Below are 22567 nucleotides of genomic sequence, written 5' to 3' on the forward strand. Positions count from 1 at the left end.
GGCGTTGGCATCTGACCTGAACCACTCGTCCTGGTTCGACGCCCCTTCCAATACGCCAAACCAAACGTCCGCAGAGGAATCCAAGCCAGAGAGGGGTGATCCTGCACCGATTGCCGACAAACACATGATGGTGCACGGCAAGCCGTGGCTATTGCACCCCTCGCACCCGCCGGAAGAGTGCTAGTCGATCCAGGCGCGCCAGGTGGCTTCGTTGGCGGCCAGCCAATCGGCGACCACGGCCTCGACGGTGCGGCCCTCGCCGTGGATTTCGGCGAGCATCGCCTCCATCGCGGCGTTCGACATGGTGTAGGCTTGGATCGCCTTATGGGCGCCCGGCCACTTGGTCTTCAGCTCGGTCGACGCCGCCTTCAGCGCGGCGATCAGCGCCGGCGTGCTTGCCGCGTGCGCCATCTCGAACGGCAGGTCGAGCGCTTCGATCCGCTCAGGATCGAAGCCGCCCCAGTCGGCCGGGCCGCCGAGATAGAAGCCCTTGGGCGCGCTCTCAGCCGTCGCGAAGGCTTCGGCGCAGGCGGGCTCCTGCAGCGCCCGCCAATCGGGTAACCCTGGGCAGGCCTCCACCATGTAGGCCGGGAACCACCAGTCCTCCTTCGCGGTCATGCCGGTCGGCCCGAGATTCTCGACCTTCCCCGTCGCTTCGGCTGCCGCCATCGCTTCGGTGGCGGTGGTCGCCCAGATCTCCATGGCGAGGTCGATCGTGCCGGCTTCCAGCTCCTTGAACTGACCGAGATAGTCGGCCTGGACGTATGCGACGTCGTATCCCGCCTTCTCCAGCACGCCGCCCATGATTCGCGACGAGACGAACTGGCCGGTCCAGTCGTTGAGTGAAATGCGGATCGGGTCGGACGATTCGCCGGATTCCGCTGCCGGCGTCGTCATTGGCACGGCGGCCAGGGCTATCGCCATTGACACCGCCAACAGGACCTTCGATCCACCGGACATGCCCGTCTCCCTTTTCGTCCGTCGCTGAAGGACCGTATCAGGCACGGCACGCCAAAACGATGACGGAATGCGGGGGTTAACCAGCACTTAACCCCAAGCCGCCACCACGAACCCATGGCCCGAAGGTCCGATCCGACCGCACCGTTCGTTGTCGCCACGCCGGCGCTGGCCAAGCTGGTGGAGCGTTGGCGCAACCATCTGGCGCGCGAACGCCGGCTGGCCGACAAGACGGTCGAGGCCTATGCCCGCGACGTCGACCAGTTCCTCGTCTTTCTCACCAGCCATCTCGGCCATCCCGCCACCCTCGGCGACGTGGCGAAGCTGAAGATCACCGACGTGCGCGCCTTCCTCGCCTCGCGGCGCAACGCCGGCGCGGGCTCGCCCACCGTCAGCCGCAACATCGCTGGCGTCCGGTCGTTCATCCGCTTCCTCGAGCAGGACGGCGAGGCCGACGGATCGGCGGTGCGGGCGATCCGGCCGCCGCGCCGCAAGCGATCGCTGCCCCGGCCATTGACGCCGGAACGGGCCCGCGATGTCGCCGAACCGGCCAATGCCATGGACGAGGAGCCGTGGATCGCCGCCCGCAACGCCGCCGTGCTGACCCTGCTTTACGGTTGTGGGTTGCGCATTTCCGAGGCGCTAGCCCTGACTCGCAGCGAAGCCCCACGCGGCGATGGGGCCGCGCTCCGGATCCGCGGCAAGGGCGGCAAGGAACGGCTGGTGCCGGTCCTGCCGGTGGTCGGCGAAGCGATCGCCGCGTATCTGCGGCTTTGCCCCTATGCGCCCGGACCGGACGGACCGCTGTTCCTCGGCGCCCGCGGCGGACCGCTGAACCCGAGGATGATCCAGCGGGCGATGGTCAGGCTCCGTTCGGCGCTCGGCCTGCCCGATACGGCGACGCCCCACGCCCTCCGCCATTCCTTCGCCACCCATCTGCTTGCCGCCGGGGGCGATCTCCGCACCATTCAGGAGCTGCTTGGCCACGCCAGCCTGTCCACCACCCAGGTCTATACCGGCGTCGACACCGAGCGGCTGATGGCTGCCTACGACGCCGCCCACCCCCGGGCCCGCTAAGGTCGAGGCCCATAAACAGAGCAAAATAATTAAGGTGACGACTCCGGTCTCGTGGCGGCGATTTGCCCAGCGACCGAGAGTGCTCGAATAGCATAAATGGCGCGCTATCGTTTCCAGTGGTCGTACTTTCCGCGCCGCCCGATCCCCCTATACTCATAGAAAAAGACGGACGGCACCCTGCTCCGAAATGAGCGGGCGCTCGGCGCGCCGATTATTTCAGAGTGAGAGGGGCTCTTACGCGAGAAAATCGAACGCAACACTGCTGCGAATGGAGGCGGTATCCGATGCTTGCGATGACAAAGATCTTTGGTGCCCTGTTGTTTGTCCTGGCAATAGGGTTTAGCGAGCAGGCCTTGGCGAAAACGACGAATTATACCTGCAAGAAGGCGACGTGCTCGACGGATGTCGACGTGAAACAACGCGCAATCAACAACACCAAATTACCAACGACATTTACTATTACGTGTGATCTTCCGGGCTATACGCAACGCGACGTGCCCGACACCGCGACGTGCTCCAAGGCGTCCAATTCAGTCGTCTCCAGCTGTCATCCGGTCCGGACAGGCAATCGATTCGCCTATTTTCATGTTTACTTCAACCAGGGCTCGAAAAATGCCCATGGCAACGTCAGTGTATACGTCAAATGTCCGCCGCCGCCCCCGGATGACGGCCGCGACGAACTGGTGAATTGATAGGCCGACGAAAGCAACGACGCGCTGTTTGAAGACGTTGCTGCTCTGGCCGCGCTTGCGACATGCATCGCAGCGAGCCCGGCAGCATGAGCGACACCAGACTACACATGCTAGGTTGAATCCTGCCGGGCCAGCATCGATTGGAAAAAGCCCCACGAAGCTTAAAATTACCTGCAAAATCGACCGGGCGGTTGATGGCGGCCTACAACGCGGCTCACCTACGAGCTCGTCAAGTCGTCGCGGCCTTGGCCTGCCGGGATGTCAGGCGTGTTAAGTTTCTCGCGCGCCTCTTCAACGGACTCGCGCACGGCCAACCCTAGCTGAGGCGAGAACTTCAGGACAGAATGTGCGTTGTCGTGATGGAAAACGGGATTGGCCGCCTCCACCTCGTTCACCTTAGCGACATTCACTGCCGGGCGAATTGATCCTTCAGGAGCGGTGAAGAGGGAAAGTGAAATACCGGCCGTCGAGAACTTCGATGTCAAAGCCGCCATTGTCTCCGACGCATAGAGGCGAGTTGAACCGATGCGGAGCATCACCGTTCCGGCTATCTCCCAGTCGAACGCCTCCCGCATCCATAGCAAACTAACGGGCCGAACATACTCGACGTCGCCTCCCGGCATCTGGATAACAATCATTCCTCGCTCCTCCAGTCTGTGCCTGGCGCGAAAGTGTACGCCGACGGTCACTATCTGAAAAGTTGCGCATTCGCTGAACCACCGATGAACGTCCGCTTCAGGCTGACTTCAGCGGGGCCTCGGTAGGGTCGGCGGCGAATGGAGGCGTTTCTCCCCAGCCTTCATTCTCTCTCCTCCCAAACTCGGGCTCGCTTGCGGGCCCGTTTTTTCTTGCCGCGTTACGTTCGGATCGTGCTAGATGGCCGTCATGTCCGTAACCCGTACCGAACTCTGGCAGATTATCGCGCGCGTCTCGCGCAGCGGCTGATGTCTTGACACCGGCCGGCGCGCAGCGATCGCGCCGGTTTGCTTCCTCGATGCCATCGCCCAGACTGCCGACCGCCGAACCCAAAAGGCGATCGCCATGGCTGTCCATCGTCCTGAACCGGCACCGCCGACTGCCCCGGCCGACACGCCACCGCTCCCCGTCAGCGCCGGGCCGCACCCCACCGGCTATCGGGAAATGGGGTACGTCTTCGCCGCCGTGGGCGCGCTGGCGTTTTCGACCAAGGCGGTCGTGATCAAGCTCGCCTATGAGGAGACGATCGATCCGGAAACGCTGTTGGCGCTGCGCATGGCCTTTGCGATGCCGTTCTATCTGGTCATCGGCGCGCTGTCGGTTCGGGACCATCGTCGCGAAGACCGGCCGCTACCGAACTGGCGGCAGATCGCCGGGGCGGCCGCTGTCGGGCTGCTCGGCTACTGGTTCGCCAGCTACATGGACTTTCTCGGACTGGTGTACATCACCGCCCAGTTCGAGCGGCTGATCCTGTTCACCTATCCGATGTTCGTGGTCATCTTCGGCGCGCTGTTCTTCAAGCAGCCGATCCGCGCTCACACGGTGGCCGGCATCGCCATCAGTTACGCCGGCCTCGCCGCCATCTTCGGCGAGAAGCTGACCAGCCTCGGCAGCGACGTGGTGCTCGGCGCCACCTTCGTCCTTTTGGCGGCGATTGCCTTCGCCCTCTATCAGCTCGTTGCCAAACCGCTGATCCAGGTCATCGGCCCGCGCCTGTTCACCTGCATTGCCATGAGTGGCGCCGCGGCCGGCGCCTTCATTCAGTTTTTTCTGACCCAACCGGCTTCCGCGCTGATCGTCTCGCCGCTGATGATCGGCTACGCGATCATGCTCGCCGTCGGCGCGACCGTACTCCCATCGTTTTTCCTCAATGCCGCGCTGCACCGGATTTCGGCGCAGGCGAACGCCACGATCGGCACCCTGTCGCCGGTGATGACCATCGTGCTCGCCGTGCTGATCCTCGGCGAAACCCTGACCACCGTCGACGTCATCGGCACGGCACTGGTGCTCGCCGGGGTCGGCTGGTTCACCTTCGCTGACCAGCGCGCCAAGCGGGACGGGACAAGCTGATCAAAGGCGAAAGCGTGACCGCCAGGTCGGCACTCTTACGCATTTCGGCTGAATTCGGCGGTTTTTCGTGCCTCCAGAACAGGCTTGCCAAGCCGCCTCCGGTCCCGCAAGCTTCGTATCAGCGCCCGGAACGGTCCGGGCGGTCGAAAAACCGGAGGACTTTGATGCGCATCGTTACCACCTCCGTCGTGGCGCTTGCCGCTGCTGGCGTTTTCGCGGTCGGTTCGGCCTCGGCCTGCGAATGGCAGAAAAACGTCACCGCTTCCGTCGTGCCGGAAACGGCTCAGGAAGAGATGGCCACGCCGGCGACCGAGATCGATCCGGTGAGGCTCGCCGAACTCCAGGACGCGGCCATCGTCCCGCGCAAGCCGGAAGAAGTCGAAGCCGAGTAAGGCTTCGATACCGCTTCACTGAGAGCGGCCGGCGGCTGGCCCTTGGGTCGGCCGAGCGGCCGCTTTTCTTTTGGCTGACGTCATCAGCGCGAAGTAGACGCCGCCGGCGATCGCCGCGCCGAGCACCCAGTCGAAGCCGGCGGGCACGGCAAACCCGGGATGCCAGACCGACGCGATCGAGCAGGCCGCGCCGACCGCCAGCGCGATGACGCCGCGCATGTTCCAACCTGCGGTGTAGTAGTAGGCACCACCGGGATCGGCGGAATAGAGCTGCTCCACATCGACGTGCTGCCGCTTGATGACATAGTAGTCGCAGATCATCACCCCATAGGCGGGCGCCACGAGGGCTGCCAGGGTGTTGACAAAACCGACGACGCCGATCTGGTTGATCACCGACACCCAGAACGCACCGACGACAAAGGCGATCGACGCGGCGATGATGCCGCCGAGGCGGAAGCTGATTTTTGCCGGCATCAGGTTCGAGATGTCGTTGGCCGCCGGCACGAAGTTCGAAACGACGTTGATGCCCACGGTGGCAACGAAGAAGGTCAGCGCCGCGACAATGGTCAGCGCGACGTTGTCGACCCGCTCGACCATCTGCGTCGGATCGGTCAGCCGTTCGCCGAACACGACCACCGTCCCGGCGGTCACCAGCAGCGCGATCAGCGAGAAGAAGGCGAGCCCGACCGGAATGCCGAGGACATTGCCGAGCCGCATCGCCGACGTCGACCGCACATAGCGGGAGAAGTCGCCGAAGTTGAGCATCACCGCGGCGAAGTAGGCGATCATCGTCCCGACGACGGCAAGGAACGCGGCAAAGGTTCCGCCGGCATAGGTACCGTTTCCCGCGAAGATCGTTCCGGCCGACGCCAGCATGGCGTCGCCAGCCCGCGTCCAGAGCACGACCGTGAGCGCAATCATCACCGCGTAGACGGCCGGTGCCGCCCAGTTGAGAAAGACCCGGATCCATTCGATCCCGCGCCAGAACAGCGCCATCTGGAACGCCCAGACGATGACGAACGCAAACCAGTCGACCACGGTGAGGCCGAGCAGCGTCGACGTGCTCGATGTTTCGACGAAAGCGCGGATCAGCAGGGCGACGGCGGTCGAGGCGATATAGGTCTGCGCGCCATACCAGAAAATCGCGACCATGCCACGCACCAGGGCCGGCAGGTTGGCGCCGCGCACGCCCATGCTCACCCGCGCCATCACCGGATAGGGAATGCCGTAGCGGACGCTCGGAATGCCCGAGAGATTGACGAAAAACGCGATGATCACCCCGGCGACCAAGATCGCCGCGAACACCAGCCAGCCGTTCAGGCCGTAGGTGAGGAACAGCGACGCGGCCAGCGTGTAGCCGAACAGACTCTGGACACTGTTCGACCAGACGCTGAAGATCTCGAACCAGCCCCAGTTCCGCCGCGCCGGCGGCACCGGTGCCAGATCGGCGTTGGTGAGGGTCGGATCGCCGGCCCGCAGGGGCACGTCCGCGCTACGGGCGACCTCCGGCATGCGCGCCCCCGGCTGGCGATCACATATGGATCGGCTTGAACCAGGCGGCGAGCGCGGCTTCCTTTACCGCTTCCGACAGGGTCGGATGGGCGTGGCAGGTGCGGGCCAGATCCTCGGCCGACCCGGCGAACTCCATCAGCACCGAGGCTTCGGCGATCAGCTCGCCGGCATAGGGCCCGACGATGTGAACGCCGAGCACCCGGTCTGTCTTCGCCTCGGCAAGCACCTTAACGAAGCCGTCCTTTTCCAGCAGCGCCCGCGCCCGGGCATTGGCCGAGAACGGATACTTGCCCGCCCTGTAGTCGACCCCGTCCGCCTTCAGCTCCTCCTCGGTCCTGCCGACCGAGGCGATCTCCGGTGCGGTATAGACCACGTTGGGGATCACGCCATAGTTCACATGACCGGCCTGACCGGCGATGATCTCGGCGACGGCGCCCCCCTCGTCCTCGGCCTTGTGGGCGAGCATCGGCCCGTGGATCACGTCGCCGAGCGCGTAGATGCCCTCGACGCTGGTCCGGTAGTGGGCGTCGACCGCCACCCGGCCGCGGTCGTCCATGGCGATTCCCGCTTCGGCGAGGCCCAGGCCTCCGGTGTAGGGCCGTCGCCCGATCGAGACGAGGACGATATCCGCGGCCAGCGTCTCGCTGTCGCCGCCGGCGGCGGGTTCGATCGTCACCTTCAGCGCCTTGCCGGAGGGCTTGGCCGCGGTCACTTTGCTGCCGAGCTTGAAGCCGATCCCCTGCTTTCCGAAGATGCGCTGCGCCTGCCGCGCCGTGTCGCCATCGATGCCCGGGAGGATGCGGTCGAGGAATTCGACGACGGTGACCTCGCTGCCGAGCCGCCGCCACACCGAGCCGAGTTCGAGGCCGATCACCCCGGCGCCGACCACCAGCAGCCGCTTCGGCACCGATGGCAGTTCCAGCGCCCCGGTCGACGACACGATCCGCTTCTCGTCGATGTCGATCCCCGGCAGCGGCGTCGACTCCGAGCCAGAGGCGATCACGATCGCCTTAGCCTCGACGGTCGCGGTCACGCCGTCATCGCCGGTGACCTCGACCTTGCCGGGCCCGGCGATCTTCCCGGTCCCGCGCACGGCATCGATCTTGTTCTTCTTGAACAGGAATTCGACGCCGGAGGTGTTGGAATCGACCACCGACTGCTTGTGGGCCATCATCGCCGGCAGGTCGAGTTTCGGCTTGGTGACCTTGATCCCGAAGTCGGCGAACTTATGCCCGGCCACCTCGAACATCTCCGAGGTATGGAGCAGCGCCTTGGAGGGAATGCAGCCGACATTGAGGCAGGTACCGCCGAGGGTCGCGTCCTTTTCGATGACGGCGACCTTCAGCCCGAGCTGTGCCGCGCGGATCGCGCAGACATAACCGCCGGGCCCGCTGCCGATAACGGCGAGATCATAGGACATGAATTCCAACCTCGGATGTCTTGGGTTTAGCTGGCGAGGGTGATGAGTGCCGCCTGTTTTTCGGCGTCACGGCGAAGGGAATCGGCGCCGAAGTCGACGGTATCCCCGTCGTCATCGATCCAGAAGACGGCGTGGCCGTGCGCCTCCCGCTGAACCGCCTCGAACCGCTTGGGCGACTCTCGCAGGAAAGCGAATATCGGACCATCGGCGAGCACCGGGCGCAGATCGACGACGCCCTCATAGTCGTCCTCGAACGTTAGCTGCAGCACCCCGAAGATGACGGGTTTCACGGACCGGATTCTGTGCGTTGTGCCGCTCATCGATCGCGTCCTAGCTCTCCCGCCGCCGGCCGAGCCGGCCGACCAGCCGCCCGGCGAGGAATACGATCGCGCCGACGCCGGCGAAGGTGGCGGTCGAGACCAAGGGATCGCCGAGATCGCGGCGGAACCAGGCGACGAACGCGGCGAACCACAGAATCGATGCGACGACAACGGAACCCCAGGCGAGGTGATCGGCGATACCGGGAACCGATGGCCCGCCGTGGCTCACAGATCGAGAACCAGCCGTTGCGGGTCCTCGAGGCTTTCCTTGACCCGCACCAGGAAAGTCACCGCCTCGCGACCGTCGACGATCCGGTGGTCGTAGGAGAGCGCGATGTACATCATCGGCCGCGCCTCGACCGCGCCCTTCACCACCATCGGCCGCTCCTGAATCTTGTGCATGCCGAGGATGCCGGACTGCGGCGCGTTGAGGATCGGCGTCGACATCAGCGAGCCGTAGATGCCGCCATTGGTGATGGTGAACGTGCCGCCCTGCATCTCCTCGATGGTGAGGGTACCGTCGCGGGCGCGGCCGGCGAGATCGGCGATCTGCTTCTCGATATCGGCCAGCGACAGCCGGTCGGCATCGCGTACCACCGGCACCACCAGGCCGCGCTCGGTGCCGACCGCGACGCCGATATTGTAGTAGTTCTTGTAGACGATGTCCTCGCCGTCGATCTCGCCATTGACCGCCGGAAGCTCTTGCAGCGCCTGGACGCAGGCTTTGACGAAGAAGCCCATGAAGCCGAGCTTGATGCCGTGCTTCTTCTCGAACAGGTCCCGATACGCGGAGCGCATCTTCATTACCGCGCTCATGTCGACCTCGTTGAAGGTCGTCAGCATCGCTGCGGTGTTCTGGGCTTCCTTGAGCCGGCGGGCGATCGTCTGGCGGAGCCGCGACATCCGCACCCGCTCTTCGCGGGCGGCGTCTTCCTCCGCCACCGGCGCCCGCGCGACAGCGGTCGGCGCCCCGGCCGGTTCCTTGACCGCCGTCTCGATGGCGTCGAGCGCATCCGCCTTGGTGATCCGCCCGTCCTTGCCGGTGCCCGCGATCTGATCGGGTGAGAGCCCCCGCTCGGCGATGATCTTGGCGGCCGACGGCGATGTGCCGGGCGGCACGGCGGGTCGATCCACGAAGGCCGCGGACGCGGCGGCTGCCTCGCGCAACTGGGTTTGTTCCGGTCCGGCCTTGATGGCTGGCGGGTGATCGGACTTCTGTTCCGGATGACCGGCCGCCCCATTGTCGGGTGCAGGCGCAGCCCCCTCGCCGGCCTCGATCGCACCGAGCAGCGCGCCGACCTCGACGGTCTCGCCATCCTCCGCCGCGATCGAGCCGATCACGCCGGCGGCGGGTGCCGGGACTTCAAGGGTGATCTTGTCGGTTTCGAGTTCGACCAGCGGTTCGTCGGCCGAGACGCTGTCGCCGATCTTCTTGAACCAGGCCCCGACCGTCGCTTCGGTGACCGACTCGCCGAGGGCGGGAACCCGGATTTCCGTCGCCATGTTCTTCTCCTGGCCGCGGGTTGAGATTAGTCGCCGAGGGCTTCCTCGACGAAGGTTTCGAGCTGCTCGAGGTGCTTGGACATCAGCCCGGTTGCCGGCGAGGCCGCCGCGGCCCGGCCCGCATAGCGTGGCCGTTGCGTCTCGGCACCCACCTGTCGCAACACCCACTCGATGTAGGGTTCGACGAACGCCCACGCACCCATGTTGCGCGGCTCTTCCTGGCACCAGACAATGTCCGCCTTGAGGAACCGGCCGAGCTCCGCCACCAGCGCCTTCGCCGGGAACGGGTAGAGCTGCTCGACCCGCAGGATGTAGACATCGTTGATGCCGCGCTTGGCGCGTTCCGCATGCAGGTCGTAGTAGACCTTGCCGGAGCACAGCACCACGCGCCGGATCTTGTCGTCGGCGACGAGCTTGGTCTCATCGTCGCCGCGGCACTCGGCATCGTCCCACAAGAGCCGATGGAAGGTGGATTCGGCGTTCATTTCCTCCATGCGCGACACCGCCTGCTTGTGGCGGAGCAGCGACTTGGGCGTCATGATCACCAGCGGCTTGCGGAACTTGCGGTGTAGTTGGCGCCGCAAGGCGTGGAAGTAGTTGGCCGGCGTCGTGCAGTTGACCACCTGCATGTTGTCTTCGGCGCAAAGCTGGAGGAACCGTTCCAGCCGCGCGGAGGAATGCTCCGGCCCCTGCCCCTCGTAGCCATGCGGCAGCAGCAGCACGAGCCCGGACATCCTGAGCCACTTCCGCTCGCCGGACGACAGGAACTGGTCGATGACCACCTGCGCGCCGTTGGCGAAGTCACCGAACTGGGCTTCCCACAGCGTCAGCGCGTTGGGCTCCGACAGCGTATAGCCGTACTCGAAGCCGAGGACGGCTTCCTCGGAGAGCATCGAGTTGATGACCTCGAAGCGGGCCTGTCGTTCGGCGACGTGATTGAGCGGGATGAACCGGTCCTCGTCCTCCTGGCTGTAGAGCACCGAGTGGCGCTGCGAGAAGGTGCCGCGTTCCGAATCCTGGCCGGACAGCCGAACCGGGTGCCCTTCGGCGAGCAGCGTCCCGAACGCGAGCGCCTCGCCCGTCGCCCAGTCGATCCCGGCGCCGGTTTCGACCGCCTTGCGGCGCGCGGCGAGGAAACGGCCGATGGTGCGGTGAACCTTGAACTCCGCCGGCACCTCGGTCAGCCGCTCGCCGATCTCCTTGAGCTTGCTCATGGCGACCCCGGTTTCGCCGCGGCGCGGGCCTTCGGTTTCGGCCGCCTTGAACTTGGCCCAGACACCGTCCAGCCAGTCCGCCTTGTTCGGCCGGTAGCCGCCGGCCGCTTCGAACTCCTGCTCCAGCGTCGTGCGCCAGCCGCCCTTCAGCGCCTCGATATCGCCGCTGGAGACCACACCCTCGCCTACCAGCTTGTTCGAATAGATCTCGAACGTGGTCGGATGCGCGCGAATCTTCTTGTACATCAGTGGCTGGGTGAACGCCGGCTCGTCGCCCTCGTTATGGCCGAAGCGGCGATAGCAGAACATGTCGACGACGACCGGCTTGTGGAACTCCTGCCGGAACTCGATCGCGATCTTGGCGGCATAGACCACCGCCTCCGGGTCGTCGGCGTTGACGTGCAGGATCGGCGCCTCAACCATCTTGGCGATGTCGGAGGGATAGGGCGAGGAGCGCGCGAACCGCGGATTGGTGGTGAAGCCGATCTGGTTGTTGATGATGAAGTGGATCGAGCCGGCGGTGCGGTGACCGCGCAGACCGGACAGCCCAAAACACTCCGCCACCACCCCCTGGCCGGCGAACGCGGCGTCACCATGGAGAAGCAGCGGCAGAACCCGCGCCCGCTGGTCGAGCGGCACGATTTCGCCGCGCGGCTTGTCGGCATGGAGGTCCTGCTTGGCCCGGGACTTGCCGAGCACCACCGGATTGACGATTTCGAGGTGCGACGGGTTGGCGGTCAGCGACAAATGCACCTTGTTGCCATCGAACTCCCGGTCCGACGACGCGCCGAGGTGATACTTGACGTCGCCGGAGCCTTCCACGTCGTCCGGCGAGGCTGAGCCGCCCTTGAACTCGTGGAAGATGGCGCGATGCGGCTTGCCCAGCACCTGGGCGAGCACGTTCAGCCGGCCGCGATGGGCCATGCCGAGTACGATTTCCCTGAGGCCCAGTTGCCCGCCGCGCTTGATGATCTGTTCGAGCGCCGGGATCAGCGACTCGCCGCCGTCGAGGCCGAACCGCTTGGTGCCGGTATACTTGACGTCGAGGAAGCGCTCGAAGCCTTCCGCCTCGGCGAGCTTGTTGAGGATCGCCTTCTTGCCGTTTTCGGTGAAGTGGATCGCCTTGTCCGGCCCTTCGATGCGCTCTTGGATCCAGCGCTTCTCGGCCGCGTCGGAGATATGCATGAACTCGACGCCCAGCGTCGAGCAATAGGTGCGGCGCAGGATCGCCAGCATCTCCGGCACGGTGGCGAATTCGAGCCCGAGGACGTAGTCGATGAAGATCGGCCGGTCGTTGTCGGCTTCGGTGAAGCCATAGGATGCCGGGTCGAGTTCGGACGCCGCCGGGATCGGCTGCAGGCCGAGCGGATCGAGGTTGGCGTGGAGATGGCCGCGCATCCGGTAGGCGCGGATCATCATGATCGCGCGCACGGAATCGCGCGCCGCGCGCTGGACATGATCGTCGGTGATCTCGGCACCGCGTGCCGTCACGCCCTTCTTGATCTTGTCGCCGAGCGTGGTCTCCAGCGCCGCCCAGTTGCCGTCGAGGGCCGCGACCAGTTCGCCATTGGCGACCGGTGGCCAGTCGGACCGCTGCCACGAGGGGCCGCCATTGGCGTCGGCCGATTTCCCGCCTTCAGCGATCGACTCGAAGAACGCGCGCCACTCGCCGTCGACCGAGTTTGGGTCGCGGTCGTAGCGGGCCTGCATGTCTTCGATGTAGGGGGCGTTGGCGCCGTAGAGAAACGACGTGGCCGCAAGAGCGGCATTGGGGTCCTGGCGTGTCATCCTCGCGTCCCGCGCAAGCGGTGCTTCGCTGCGCTCTCTCATCAGCGTGGCAACCTACCACGGCTGTACTGGCCGGTCCCGCTGAAATCAATGGTTCATTTGGGTTCCAGGACTATCCGTTCAAGACTTCGAGAAGGGTCGATCCGAGCCGCGCGGGCGATTCCGAAACGTGGATTCCGGCCGAGCGCATCGCCTCGATCTTATCGTCGGCGCCGCCCTTGCCACCGGCGATAATCGCCCCGGCATGCCCCATTCTGCGACCAGGCGGTGCCGTGCGCCCGGCGATGAAGCCGACCACCGGCTTGGCCCGTCCCTTGGCCGCCTCGTCCTTGAGGAACTGGGCCGCCTCTTCCTCCGATGAGCCGCCGATCTCACCAATCATCACAATTGATTGAGTGGCCTCATCGGCGAGCAGCATGTCGAGCACGTCGATGAAGTCCATACCCTTGACCGGATCGCCGCCGATACCGACCGCCGTGGTCTGGCCGAGACCGGCATTGGTCGTCTGGAACACCGCCTCGTAGGTCAGCGTCCCGGAACGGGAGACGATCCCGACCGAGCCGGTCTGGAAGATGTTGCCCGGCATGATGCCGATCTTGCAGGCGCCGGCGGTCATCACACCCGGGCAGTTCGGCCCGACCAGCCGCGACGCCGCCCCGCACAAGGCCCGCTTGACCCGCACCATGTCGAGGACCGGAATGCCCTCGGTGATACACACGATCAAGGGAATTTCCGCGTCGATCGCCTCCAGGATCGCGTCGGCGGCGAAGGGCGGCGGGACGTAGATCACCGTCGCGTCGGCGCCGGCCGCCTCCTTAGCCTGTAGCACCGTATCGAACACCGGCAGGTCGAGATGAACCTGGCTCCCTTTGCCCGGCGACACGCCGCCGACCATCCTGGTGCCATAGGCGATCGCCTGCTCGGAATGGAAGGTGCCGTTGTTGCCGGTGAAACCCTGGCAGATGACGCGCGTCTCGGCGTCGATGAGGATGGCCATCTCGATGTGCTCTCTGTTTCGATCTCAGGAAGGTCGGTTCGCGAACGGATTGACGGCCCGCACATTGCCGTAGAGCTGGCCGTCGTTGAGGTCTTCGGTGAAGAGGGTGCTTGCGCCGAGCGCTTCGGCCGCCGAGACCACCGCCGCGTCCCAGTAGGAGATCCCCCACGCCTCGGCGCGGATGATCGCGGCCTTGAGCAGCACCGCGTCGGCTGGCACGAACGGCATCCGGGTCAGCCGGTCGACCCAACGCGCGGCGATTTGCGGCAGCAGTGGGTTCGCGAGCTTGCGGGTGACGGCGACATAGAATTCCTGGACGACCTGCGCCGAGGTTCCGAAGCGGTCCTCGCGGATCAAGGCGCGGGCGGCGTTGCGCTTGGGCTCTGCGGCCGGATCGGTATCGACGGCATAGACGAGAACGTTGGTATCGAGAAACGCGCCAACGCTCATGACCGATCGCGCGCCGCCCTGTCGTGCAAATCGTCGCGCGACCAAGTCCGGCCGTCGGTCCGTGCGCCGGCCTCGTCGGCGAGGCCAAACAACGCGTCCCATTCGTCTTGCTGCCGCCGGGTTCGCTCCGACAGGTCCGCGAGTGCGCGCCGCACCAGCGCGTTGACGGTCGTGTTGTGGGCTGCCGCATAACGGCGAACGTCGGCCAGCACGTCTTCGTCCACGGCGAGCGTGATGTTTTTCATGCTACACAGTATATGTGGAACTGCGTATCCTGCAAGGGAAAGATGGCCCTCAGTCTTCCCGTGGTTCGATCGCGGTGATCTTGAGAACAATCCCGCTGAAGCCGGTTTCGTCGGCGGCGGGCCCGTCGTCGGGCACGTATGAAAGAAAGATGTCCCAGGTGCCCGGCAGCGCTTCCGGCGCCGCCCAGGTATGGCCGACGATGACACCGGGCTGATCGATTGTGTCGGTCGGCGATATGCCCAGCCAGTCGCTCACCGGCGCCGGCGCGATCGGGCCCGTCGCCTCGAAGTCATAGACGTAGCAGCTCACCAGCGTCACCGGCGCACTTTCGAGCCGAGTAAGCAGCAGGTAGAGCGTCGCCGACCCGAACGACCGGCCGTAGCTGGCGAGCCGACTGTCCATGTCCTCGTCGAGATCGAGCGCCTCCGACCGCTCCAGCAGGGCGGCGAGCTCCGGATGGTGATCGCGGGCGACAAGCTGCCACTCTTCGCTGACCGCCCGCGCCTGAAGCGCCCGGTAGCTGTGCCGGTCCTCGATGCAGACCGAGCGGAAGGCGGCAATGCGATGATCCTCGGGCGCCGACGGTGTCGTCTGGGCCAACGCCGGGGCGGGCGACGCACCGAGCCAGACGATGAAGACCCACACCGCGCGCATCCTCATGCCAAACCTCGCGGCCGCGAGAGGCGGGGCCAAAGCCAAGGCAGCAGGGTGCCGATGATTCCGAGAACGCAAATCGGCGTGATAACGCCCGCCAAACGCATGAAGCTACGAATCGCGCCGTCGTTATCGATCACCCTATCGCCCTCGACCCGCAGCGGGGCGTTGGCGGCAAGGACGCATTCGACCTCAATCCAGACGGGGATTCCGACGAAAAAGAGCAGGAACAGCCCTGCCACGCCGACCGATGTCCTTCGAAAGCCGTATCGCCGCATGATGGCGAGAACCGTAGCGCAGAACAGCCCGACAAGCAGCGCTATCAGCCAGAGAACGATCAGCCTCTCGACCGCCGCGAGCCCATAGACCACCCGGTTGCCGACGTAGAGGCACAACGGCAGGGCCATCAGCTCTGGGCGACCGCCCCGACGATCTTCTGGGCGGCGGCGTCGAGGTCGTCCGCACTGATCACGTTGAGGCCGGAGTCGGAGATGATCCGCTTGCCTTCGTCGACATTGGTGCCTTCCAGGCGCACCACCAGCGGTACCTGCAGGCCGACCTCCTTGACCGCGGCGATGATCCCCTCGGCGACCACGTCGCAGCGCATGATGCCGCCGAAGATGTTGACCAGGATGCCCTTCACGTTGGGGTCGGCGGTGATGATCTTGAAGGCGATCGCCACCCGCTCCTTCGAGGCGCCCCCGCCGACATCGAGGAAGTTCGCCGGCTCGGCGCCGTAGAGCTTTATGATATCCATGGTCGCCATGGCGAGCCCGGCGCCGTTCACCATGCAGCCGATGTCGCCGTCGAGCGCGACATAGGAGAGATCGTTCTCCGACGCCTCGACCTCCTTGGGGTCGTCCTCGGCCGGATCGCGCAGTTCGGCGATGTCGGCGTGACGGAACAGCGCGTTGTCGTCGAAGTTGATCTTGGCGTCGAGGCAGAGCAAATCGCCGGCTTCCGTCACCACCAGCGGATTGATCTCGAGCAGGCTCATGTCGGTCTCGACCGCGGCGCGATAGAGCGTGGCGATCAGCTTGTCGCACTGGCGGATCTGCGCGCCTTCGAGTCCAAGGCCATAGGCGATCGACCGACCGACATGGGAGGTGTATCCGGCGGCCGGGTCGACATGGAGGGTGATGATCTTCTCCGGCGTCTCCGCCGCCACGTCCTCGATGTTCACCCCGCCTTCCTGGGAGGCGATGAAGGCGATCCGGCTGCTGCCCCGGTCGACCAGGCACGAGAGATAGAGCTCGCGCGCGATCGCCGACCCTTCCTCGATGTAGAGGCGATTGACGGGACGACCGGCGGGCCCGGTCTGGTGCGTCACCAGCGTCCGCCCCAGCATCTGTTCGGCGTGGGCGGCGACTTCCTCGACCGAACGCGCCAAGCGAACGCCACCGGCTTCGCCGCCTTCAGGTTCGGCGAACTGCCCCTTGCCGCGGCCGCCGGCGTGGATCTGGGACTTCACCACCCACAGCGGCCCGCCTAGCTCCCGCGCCGCGTCCTCCGCTTCCTTCACCGAAAACGCCGGTATCCCCTTGGCCACCGGCGCCCCGTAGTCGCGCAAGATCGCTTTCGCCTGATACTCGTGAATATTCATGCTGCCCCCTTCAACCGCCCGCGTCCGGGCAAACGATTACTTGCCGAGCGCGGGAAGAATCCGGACGCAAGCCTTGAGCAGTCCCTCGACGGCTTCGACCGACTTCTGGAACTGCTTCTGCTCCGACTTGGAGAGGTTGATCTCGATGATCCGTTCGACGCCCTTGGCGCCGATCACCACCGGAACCCCGATATAGCGATCCTGAACCCCGTATTCGCCTTTCAGGCAGGCGGCGCAGGGCAGTACCCGCTTTTTGTCCTTGAGGTAGCTCTCGGCCATCGCAACCGCCGAAGCGGCCGGCGCGTAGAACGCGGAACCCGTCTTCAGCATCTGCACGATTTCGGCGCCGCCGTCCCGGGTGCGCTGGAAAATCTCCTCAACCCGCTTCTTGGTGGTCCAGCCCATCTTGACCAGATCGGGCAGCGGAATACCGGCGACCGTCGTGTATCCGGCGACCGGCACCATGGTGTCGCCGTGGCCTCCGAGCACGAAGGCCGAGACGTCCTCGACCGACACGTCGAATTCGCTGGCGATGAAGTATCTGAGCCGTGCCGAGTCGAGCACGCCGGCCATGCCGACCACCATGTCGCGCGGCCGGCCGGAGAATTTCTGCAGCGCCCAGACCATCGCGTCGAGCGGATTGGTGATGCAGATGACGAACGACTTCGGCGCATACTTCTTGATGCCGGCACCGACCTGCTCCATGACCTTCAAATTGATGTCGAGGAGATCGTCGCGGCTCATGCCGGGCTTGCGCGGCACGCCGGCGGTGACGATGCAGACATCCGCGCCCTTGATGGCGGCATAGGCCGACGTGCCGGCGAGTTCGGCATCGAAACCGCTCACCGGCGAGGACTGGGCCAGATCGAGTGCCTTGCCCTCGGGAACGCCCTCGACCACGTCGAACAGGACGACATCACCGAGTTCCTTCAAGCCGATCAGATGGGCGAGCGTGCCGCCGATCTGGCCGGCGCCGATAAGAGCGATTTTGGGTCGAGCCATGGGGTGTCCTTGACGGGCGAGAAACGATCGCGGGCGAGGTCCGATGGCTCTAGCCCGATTGATGCTGCACTGCAAGCAACCGGCAACCAGGCCGACATGACGGTCGCGTCGACAAAGCCTCCGGTTGTATCAGCCAGTCGATCCCGACGCCGCCTGCAACGCCTCGCCGCGACCGGCGGCAAGGTAGGCATCCGACCGCATCTCGATGAGCCGTGATGCGGTCCGGCGAAAGGCGGCTGCCTCCGCCCCGTCCGTCGCCGCGTAGAGCCCGTCCGGTTCAGCGGCCGCCGACACAACGATGCGCACACCGGCATCGTAGAACACGTCGATCAGATTGATGAAACGCCGGGCAACATCGCGGCGTCCGGCGGCAATGACCGGTATCGCATCGATCATGACGACATCGAACGCCTCGGCGATCGCCGCATAGTCGCCGGTCCCGAGCGGTGTTTCGCAGAGATCGGCAAACCCGAAGCGCGCGATCCTGTGCCAGGCGCGAGGGACGATGACCGCGCGCCCCTTGACCGTGAGATCGCGTTCGGCCCCGGCCGCACCGCCGGTGAGGCTGCGCCAGATGCTTTCCAGCGCCGCGTCGGCGGTCGCGCCAAGCGGCGTGAAATACGTCGCCCCTTCGCTCAGCTTGGCGAGGCGGTAGTCCTGGTCGGAGTCCAGTTCCATGACGTCCACATGCCGCCTCAGCACGTCGACGAAGGGGAGGAACAGCGGTCGGTTGAGCCCGTGGGCGTAGAGATCGTCCGGCGCGACATTGGAAGTCGTCACCAGGACCAGCCCCTTTTCGAAAAGCGCCGTGAACAGGCGCGCCAGGATCATGGCGTCGGCGATATCCTCGACGGCAAATTCGTCGAGGCACAGCAGCCGGGTTTCCTCGCCGATCGCCGCCGCGACCGGGGTGATCGGATCGGCCCCCGCCTCGCCCTGATGGGCCGCGCGGAAGGCGTGAATCCGGTCATGCACATCCTGCATAAAGGCGTGGAAGTGGGTCCGCCGTTTGGGCTTGGCGGTGGTCACCGCGAAGAAGGCGTCCATCAGCATCGTCTTGCCGCGGCCGACGGCGCCGTGGATGTAGAGCCCGCGAACCTGCGGCGGTGGTCGGCGGGCGAACAGCCAGCCCAACCCGCGGCGCTTGGAGGGCAGGTGCCAGGCCGATTCCGACAACGCCCGATCCAGGCGGTCGAGCCGGCGGGCGACGGCCAGTTGGGCGGGATCGATGCTGAGGTGGTCGGCTTCGACCAGCTTGCAGTAATGGGCGACCACCGGGCCGCCAGCCGAGGCGCTGACCGGCCGGTCGCTCATCGAACGGGAATGCGGTTTTCGCCTAGCGGTAGAAGGAGACCGGCCCGCCGCCCTCGGTCGCACCGTCGAAACGGCTGCCGCCCGATGACTGCAGCCGGGCGACCGGCGTCCCGCCCTGACCGGCGAGCACCACCTGCTGTCCCTGCAGGTTCCAGGCCGAGATCGACTTCAGGGTCTCCGAGGAGCATCCCCGCGTCGACGCCCGGTAACCGCCGGTCCACGAGGTCAGGGTCATGAACAACTGGCAGGACTCGCCACTGGAGGCGATCGTCCAGCCGCCGAGGAGATCGGTCCGCCCCAGCGAAGCGGACGGGGCCGGCGCCGGTGCCGCCGGCGCGGCGGCCCCCGCGGGCGGCGCATTGGCCGCGACCGTCGTGGCCCCGGGTGCGGTTGCGGGCGGCAGCGGTTCGGCGATGACGGCGCCGCCGGGCGGACCGGCAACGCCACCGGGCGGCGGCAGACCGCCGGCCACCTGACCGGGCGGCGGATTGCGATTGCCCGGCGAGACGCCGATCGCTCCAATGGATCCGCACCCGCATAACGTCACCGCAAGCGCGATCGGAACGAAACGGTTAACCGGCATCAGTTGATCCCCTCTAAGTCGGTCCACCCACGACCGAACACAGGTCCTAGACCTGAATTAAAGCGGGTTTCGGGCAAATAAGGCGTTTTAGCAACCCCCAATCGGCGCGCCCGCGACCCATCGTCCAAGACGAATCGGCGATACCAGCAAAGGGTATCGATGGTTAACCGCGGGTTTCGACGTGCTGAGGAAGCCCCAATTCGGCCGCCTTGGCGCGCACCTCGGCCTCCGGCCGTCCCAGTGTCTGCCCGATCAGTTCCGGCGCGACACTGCTGTCCCACAGTTCCCGGAGCTTCGCCACCGCCTCGACGGTCCAAGGCGTTCCGGCATTCAACGTCACATTGTCGGTCATGCTCTCGCCTCCATCGAATAGGTCGAGAGCTATAACTAGAGTTGTATTGTGGCATGGACCGGGCCATGGTCGACGTCGTCAGCCACGCGCCATCGGCGTTCAACCACGCTGTGTCGCGCGTGTGGCTTTCTTGCCCGTCACCCGCGCCCATTCAAGGGACACGAAACACCATGACCCTCACCTCCGCGCACAGGTGGTGTGCGTGACGTCGACAAAGTCAGTCGCCCCGGTGATGGCGCTGTTGGTCGGCGCCCTGTTGTGGAGTCAGCCGCTCTCGGCCAACGAAGTCCCCGGACCGCGCCACACCATCGCACCGCACCTGTTCGAAGGCGATGACGGCAAGCCGGTCGCAGCCGAATGGGGCCGGCTCGTCGTCCCGGAGAATCGCACCGATCCGCCGAGCAACCTTATCGAGGTCCCGTTCGTCCGCTTCCGTTCGAATGCGCCCGATCCCTCCGAGCCGTATGTCTTCCTGAGCGGCGGGCCGGGCGAGGAAAGTCTCGGCGACAACATTCGGCAGTTCCTGCCGTTCGTCGCCGACCTCCCCTTCGATCTGATCCTGGTCGAGCAGCGCGGCGTCGGCCATTCGCGACCGCGACTGGACTGCGCCGATCGCTACGACCTCGCCCGCGACCGTCCCCTCGATCGCGCGACCTTGCGTGCCGCGGAGCGCGAACATGCACGCGCGTGCGCCGCGTTCTGGGCGGACAAAGGCGTCGACCTTACCGGCTACAACGCCCGGGAGATGGCTTCGGATGTCGACGCGCTGCGGCGGGCGCTGGGATACGACAAGATCAACCTCCTCGGCGGCAGCTTCGGCTCCCACCACGGCCTCGCGGTGTTGCGCGGCTTCGAGGACACCGTCCATCGCGCCGTGTTGTCCGCCGTCGAAGGTCCCGACCACACCGTCAAGCTGCCAAGCACGATCCAGAGCTACCTCGACACGCTGGACGCGATGGTCCGCGCCGATCCGGATCTGAGCGCCCACATTCCGAGCCTTCTCGAATTGATGGCGACGGTGCTCGACCAACTGGAGGCCGAGCCGGTCACCGTCACGATCGTCGACCCGGAGACCGGCGACGCCGTCGCGATCGTGGTCGGAAAGCTCGACCTGCAACTGATGACCGCCGCCGGCCTCGGACGGACGGACTTCCTCAAAGCCCTGCCGAGGCGCTACCACGCCATGGCGAATGGCGACTTCTCCTGGCTCGGCGCGGCGGCGCTCGACTACCGGACCAATCGCGGTGGCGCCTTGATGGGCACGCTGGTGGACTGCGCCTCCGGCGCGTCGGCCGATCGTCGGGCACGGATCGCGGCCGAGGCGGAGGACACGCTGCTCGGCGGCGCTATCAACGGCGTTCAGTTCGACATCTGCGACGTGATCGGCAGCGCCGACCTCGGCCCCGATTTCCGGGCCGATCTGGAGTCCGATGTCCCGGTGTTACTGGTGAGCGCGGGCCTCGACCCGCGAACGCCGGTCGGCAATGCCAAAGAGGTCGGCGCCGGCCTTGCGGACAGCCACCATCTCATCATCGACGGGGTCTCCCACGATTTCGCCATGGGAGACGAAAGGCTGTCGGCGTACATCGCGATGCAAGTCGCGTTTCTGTCCGGCCAGCCGCCGGAGACGACCCGGATCGCCGTGCCGTTCGCCTTCGACCCGATCGCAAACCGCTAAACTGGTTGATCGGGTGAGTTAGGCGGCCGGCTGGCCCACTCTACATCTACGGCTCTCGCCACCACCGCGGGCCGCCGGGTCGGCGCGCTCATGCATTCGACGTGTTGAGGGTCAGTCGGTGTCAGAAAGGGTTCTCCGCGTAGAAGTCTTCCCATCCGGCGGGCTCCGGATTGTCGGTCAGATATCGATCTCGCTTTTCCTGCGGAAGCGATCGCAACCAATCGACAAAGTCTTCAAGATATCCATCGCCACCGCCCATGCGCCAGGCCATTGAATATTTGTTGACACCAGGAATCTCCTTCCAGGGCGGCAACAACGGGTTGGGATACACCGTTTTCGGTATCTCCTTAGCTATGGCCTTCAACCAACGGATTTCCTCCTCCGATGGCGTGTTCCACTCATACCACTCGTCTATGCTCCGAAACCGAGCCTTGAAAGCGGGTGCGAGTTTTACCCATTGATCATCCAGCAACTTCTTGTCGATCATTCATCGATCTCCCCTTGTAAACGCGAGTGCCCGACAAGCGCCCCATCCCTCATGCTGATGCTGAGCAACCATTAGGCTGCCGGTTGTGAGCGAGGTGTATCCTCTCCCCTTGCGGGAGAGGATAGCGAGGTTTGGCGGCGGAGCCGCCTTAGCCGAGCTTGGTGAGGGGTGTCTTCGGGACCAAGACGCATCATGGGCTCACCCCCTCACCCGGTTTGCCTAGGCTCGTCCCTCGCCAAGACAAACCTGCCCTCTCCCTCGAGGGAGAGGGAGCCGCTGA

Annotated in this window: 23 protein-coding genes and 1 pseudogene; 5 read left to right on the forward strand and 19 right to left on the reverse strand. The window is 65.5% G+C overall.

What is annotated here, in order from left to right; translation table 11 throughout:
• Positions 1-180: 180 nt before the first annotated feature.
• Positions 181-960, reverse strand: a complete 780-nt coding sequence (locus tag ACO076_RS00960; protein ID WP_421724869.1) for a glycine betaine ABC transporter substrate-binding protein — start codon at positions 958-960, stop codon at positions 181-183.
• 114 nt (positions 961-1074) lie between these two features.
• Between ACO076_RS00960 and ACO076_RS00965 the strand changes: the two genes are divergently transcribed.
• On the forward strand, positions 1075-2034 hold the full coding sequence (locus ACO076_RS00965) for a tyrosine recombinase XerC (protein ID WP_421724870.1): 960 nt from the start codon (positions 1075-1077) through the stop codon (positions 2032-2034).
• 284 nt (positions 2035-2318) lie between these two features.
• The gene (locus ACO076_RS00970; RefSeq protein ID WP_421724871.1) at positions 2319-2726 is read left to right on the forward strand and encodes a hypothetical protein; all 408 of its coding nucleotides are present in this window, start codon (positions 2319-2321) and stop codon (positions 2724-2726) included.
• A 218-nt stretch (positions 2727-2944) separates the two neighbouring features.
• Here ACO076_RS00970 and ACO076_RS00975 read toward each other — a convergent pair whose 3' ends face one another.
• Complete coding sequence (locus ACO076_RS00975; protein WP_421724872.1) at positions 2945-3364, reverse strand: hypothetical protein; 420 nt, start codon at positions 3362-3364, stop codon at positions 2945-2947.
• A gap of 403 nt (positions 3365-3767) precedes the next feature.
• Between ACO076_RS00975 and ACO076_RS00980 the strand changes: the two genes are divergently transcribed.
• Positions 3768-4772 (forward strand): DMT family transporter, encoded by a 1005-nt coding sequence (locus ACO076_RS00980; RefSeq protein ID WP_421724873.1) that lies wholly within the window; start codon positions 3768-3770, stop codon positions 4770-4772.
• Between the two features lie 164 nt (positions 4773-4936).
• Positions 4937-5164, forward strand: a complete 228-nt coding sequence (locus tag ACO076_RS00985; protein ID WP_421724874.1) for a hypothetical protein — start codon at positions 4937-4939, stop codon at positions 5162-5164.
• Positions 5165-5179: 15 nt separating this feature from the next.
• On the opposite strand, the gene ACO076_RS00990 is transcribed toward ACO076_RS00985, so the two are convergent.
• The 16 genes and pseudogenes from ACO076_RS00990 to ACO076_RS01065 all read right to left on the reverse strand — a co-directional run bounded on the left by ACO076_RS00990 (position 5180) and on the right by ACO076_RS01065 (position 20122).
• On the reverse strand, positions 5180-6676 hold the full coding sequence (locus ACO076_RS00990) for an NCS1 family nucleobase:cation symporter-1 (RefSeq protein ID WP_421724875.1): 1497 nt from the start codon (positions 6674-6676) through the stop codon (positions 5180-5182).
• A gap of 19 nt (positions 6677-6695) precedes the next feature.
• Positions 6696-8096, reverse strand: a complete 1401-nt coding sequence (lpdA, locus tag ACO076_RS00995) for a dihydrolipoyl dehydrogenase (protein WP_421724876.1) — start codon at positions 8094-8096, stop codon at positions 6696-6698.
• A 26-nt stretch (positions 8097-8122) separates the two neighbouring features.
• Positions 8123-8386, reverse strand: coding sequence for a hypothetical protein (locus tag ACO076_RS01000; protein WP_421724877.1), 264 nt, complete (start codon positions 8384-8386; stop codon positions 8123-8125).
• A gap of 40 nt (positions 8387-8426) precedes the next feature.
• Positions 8427-8645, reverse strand: a complete 219-nt coding sequence (locus ACO076_RS01005) for a hypothetical protein (protein ID WP_421724878.1) — start codon at positions 8643-8645, stop codon at positions 8427-8429.
• Positions 8642-9919, reverse strand: a complete 1278-nt coding sequence (gene odhB, locus ACO076_RS01010) for a 2-oxoglutarate dehydrogenase complex dihydrolipoyllysine-residue succinyltransferase (protein WP_421724879.1) — start codon at positions 9917-9919, stop codon at positions 8642-8644. The genes ACO076_RS01005 and odhB overlap by 4 nt, the downstream gene beginning before the upstream one ends.
• 26 nt (positions 9920-9945) lie before the next feature.
• A complete protein-coding gene (locus ACO076_RS01015; protein WP_421724880.1) occupies positions 9946-12921 on the reverse strand; it encodes a 2-oxoglutarate dehydrogenase E1 component in 2976 nt (991 codons plus the stop codon).
• A gap of 112 nt (positions 12922-13033) precedes the next feature.
• Complete coding sequence (sucD, locus tag ACO076_RS01020; protein ID WP_421724881.1) at positions 13034-13918, reverse strand: succinate--CoA ligase subunit alpha; 885 nt, start codon at positions 13916-13918, stop codon at positions 13034-13036.
• A gap of 24 nt (positions 13919-13942) precedes the next feature.
• Positions 13943-14368 carry a PIN domain-containing protein gene (locus ACO076_RS01025; protein WP_421724882.1) on the reverse strand — a complete coding sequence of 142 codons (426 nt, stop codon included), beginning with the start codon at positions 14366-14368 and terminating at the stop codon, positions 13943-13945.
• Positions 14365-14613: a hypothetical protein gene (locus tag ACO076_RS01030; RefSeq protein ID WP_421724883.1), complete on the reverse strand. Its 249-nt coding sequence runs from the start codon at positions 14611-14613 to the stop codon at positions 14365-14367. Before ACO076_RS01030 ends, ACO076_RS01025 begins: the two co-directional genes overlap by 4 nt.
• 49 nt (positions 14614-14662) lie before the next feature.
• Positions 14663-15274, reverse strand: coding sequence for a hypothetical protein (locus tag ACO076_RS01035; protein ID WP_421724884.1), 612 nt, complete (start codon positions 15272-15274; stop codon positions 14663-14665).
• Positions 15271-15675, reverse strand: a complete 405-nt coding sequence (locus ACO076_RS01040) for a hypothetical protein (protein WP_421724885.1) — start codon at positions 15673-15675, stop codon at positions 15271-15273. The genes ACO076_RS01035 and ACO076_RS01040 overlap by 4 nt, the downstream gene beginning before the upstream one ends.
• Positions 15675-16877 (reverse strand): annotated as a pseudogene (sucC, locus tag ACO076_RS01045) (ADP-forming succinate--CoA ligase subunit beta); the annotation flags it as partial. The gene ACO076_RS01040 and the pseudogene sucC, both read right to left, overlap by 1 nt.
• Positions 16878-16907: 30 nt before the next feature.
• Complete coding sequence (mdh, locus tag ACO076_RS01050; RefSeq protein WP_421724886.1) at positions 16908-17873, reverse strand: malate dehydrogenase; 966 nt, start codon at positions 17871-17873, stop codon at positions 16908-16910.
• Between the two features lie 129 nt (positions 17874-18002).
• Positions 18003-19187, reverse strand: coding sequence for a cell division protein ZapE (gene zapE, locus ACO076_RS01055; RefSeq protein WP_421724887.1), 1185 nt, complete (start codon positions 19185-19187; stop codon positions 18003-18005).
• 22 nt (positions 19188-19209) lie between these two features.
• Complete coding sequence (locus ACO076_RS01060) at positions 19210-19770, reverse strand: AprI/Inh family metalloprotease inhibitor (RefSeq protein ID WP_421724888.1); 561 nt, start codon at positions 19768-19770, stop codon at positions 19210-19212.
• Positions 19771-19933: 163 nt separating this feature from the next.
• Positions 19934-20122: a hypothetical protein gene (locus tag ACO076_RS01065; RefSeq protein ID WP_421724889.1), complete on the reverse strand. Its 189-nt coding sequence runs from the start codon at positions 20120-20122 to the stop codon at positions 19934-19936.
• Positions 20123-20324: 202 nt separating this feature from the next.
• Here ACO076_RS01065 and ACO076_RS01070 point away from each other — a divergent pair, with 202 nt between their 5' ends.
• Positions 20325-21800, forward strand: a complete 1476-nt coding sequence (locus tag ACO076_RS01070) for an alpha/beta fold hydrolase (RefSeq protein ID WP_421724890.1) — start codon at positions 20325-20327, stop codon at positions 21798-21800.
• A gap of 121 nt (positions 21801-21921) precedes the next feature.
• Here the strand turns inward: ACO076_RS01070 and ACO076_RS01075 are convergent, their stop codons facing one another.
• A complete protein-coding gene (locus ACO076_RS01075; protein WP_421724891.1) occupies positions 21922-22287 on the reverse strand; it encodes a hypothetical protein in 366 nt (121 codons plus the stop codon).
• Positions 22288-22567 lie beyond the last annotated feature (280 nt).

Source organism: Bauldia sp., assembly GCF_965232525.1.
Lineage (GTDB): Bacteria > Pseudomonadota > Alphaproteobacteria > Rhizobiales > Kaistiaceae > Bauldia.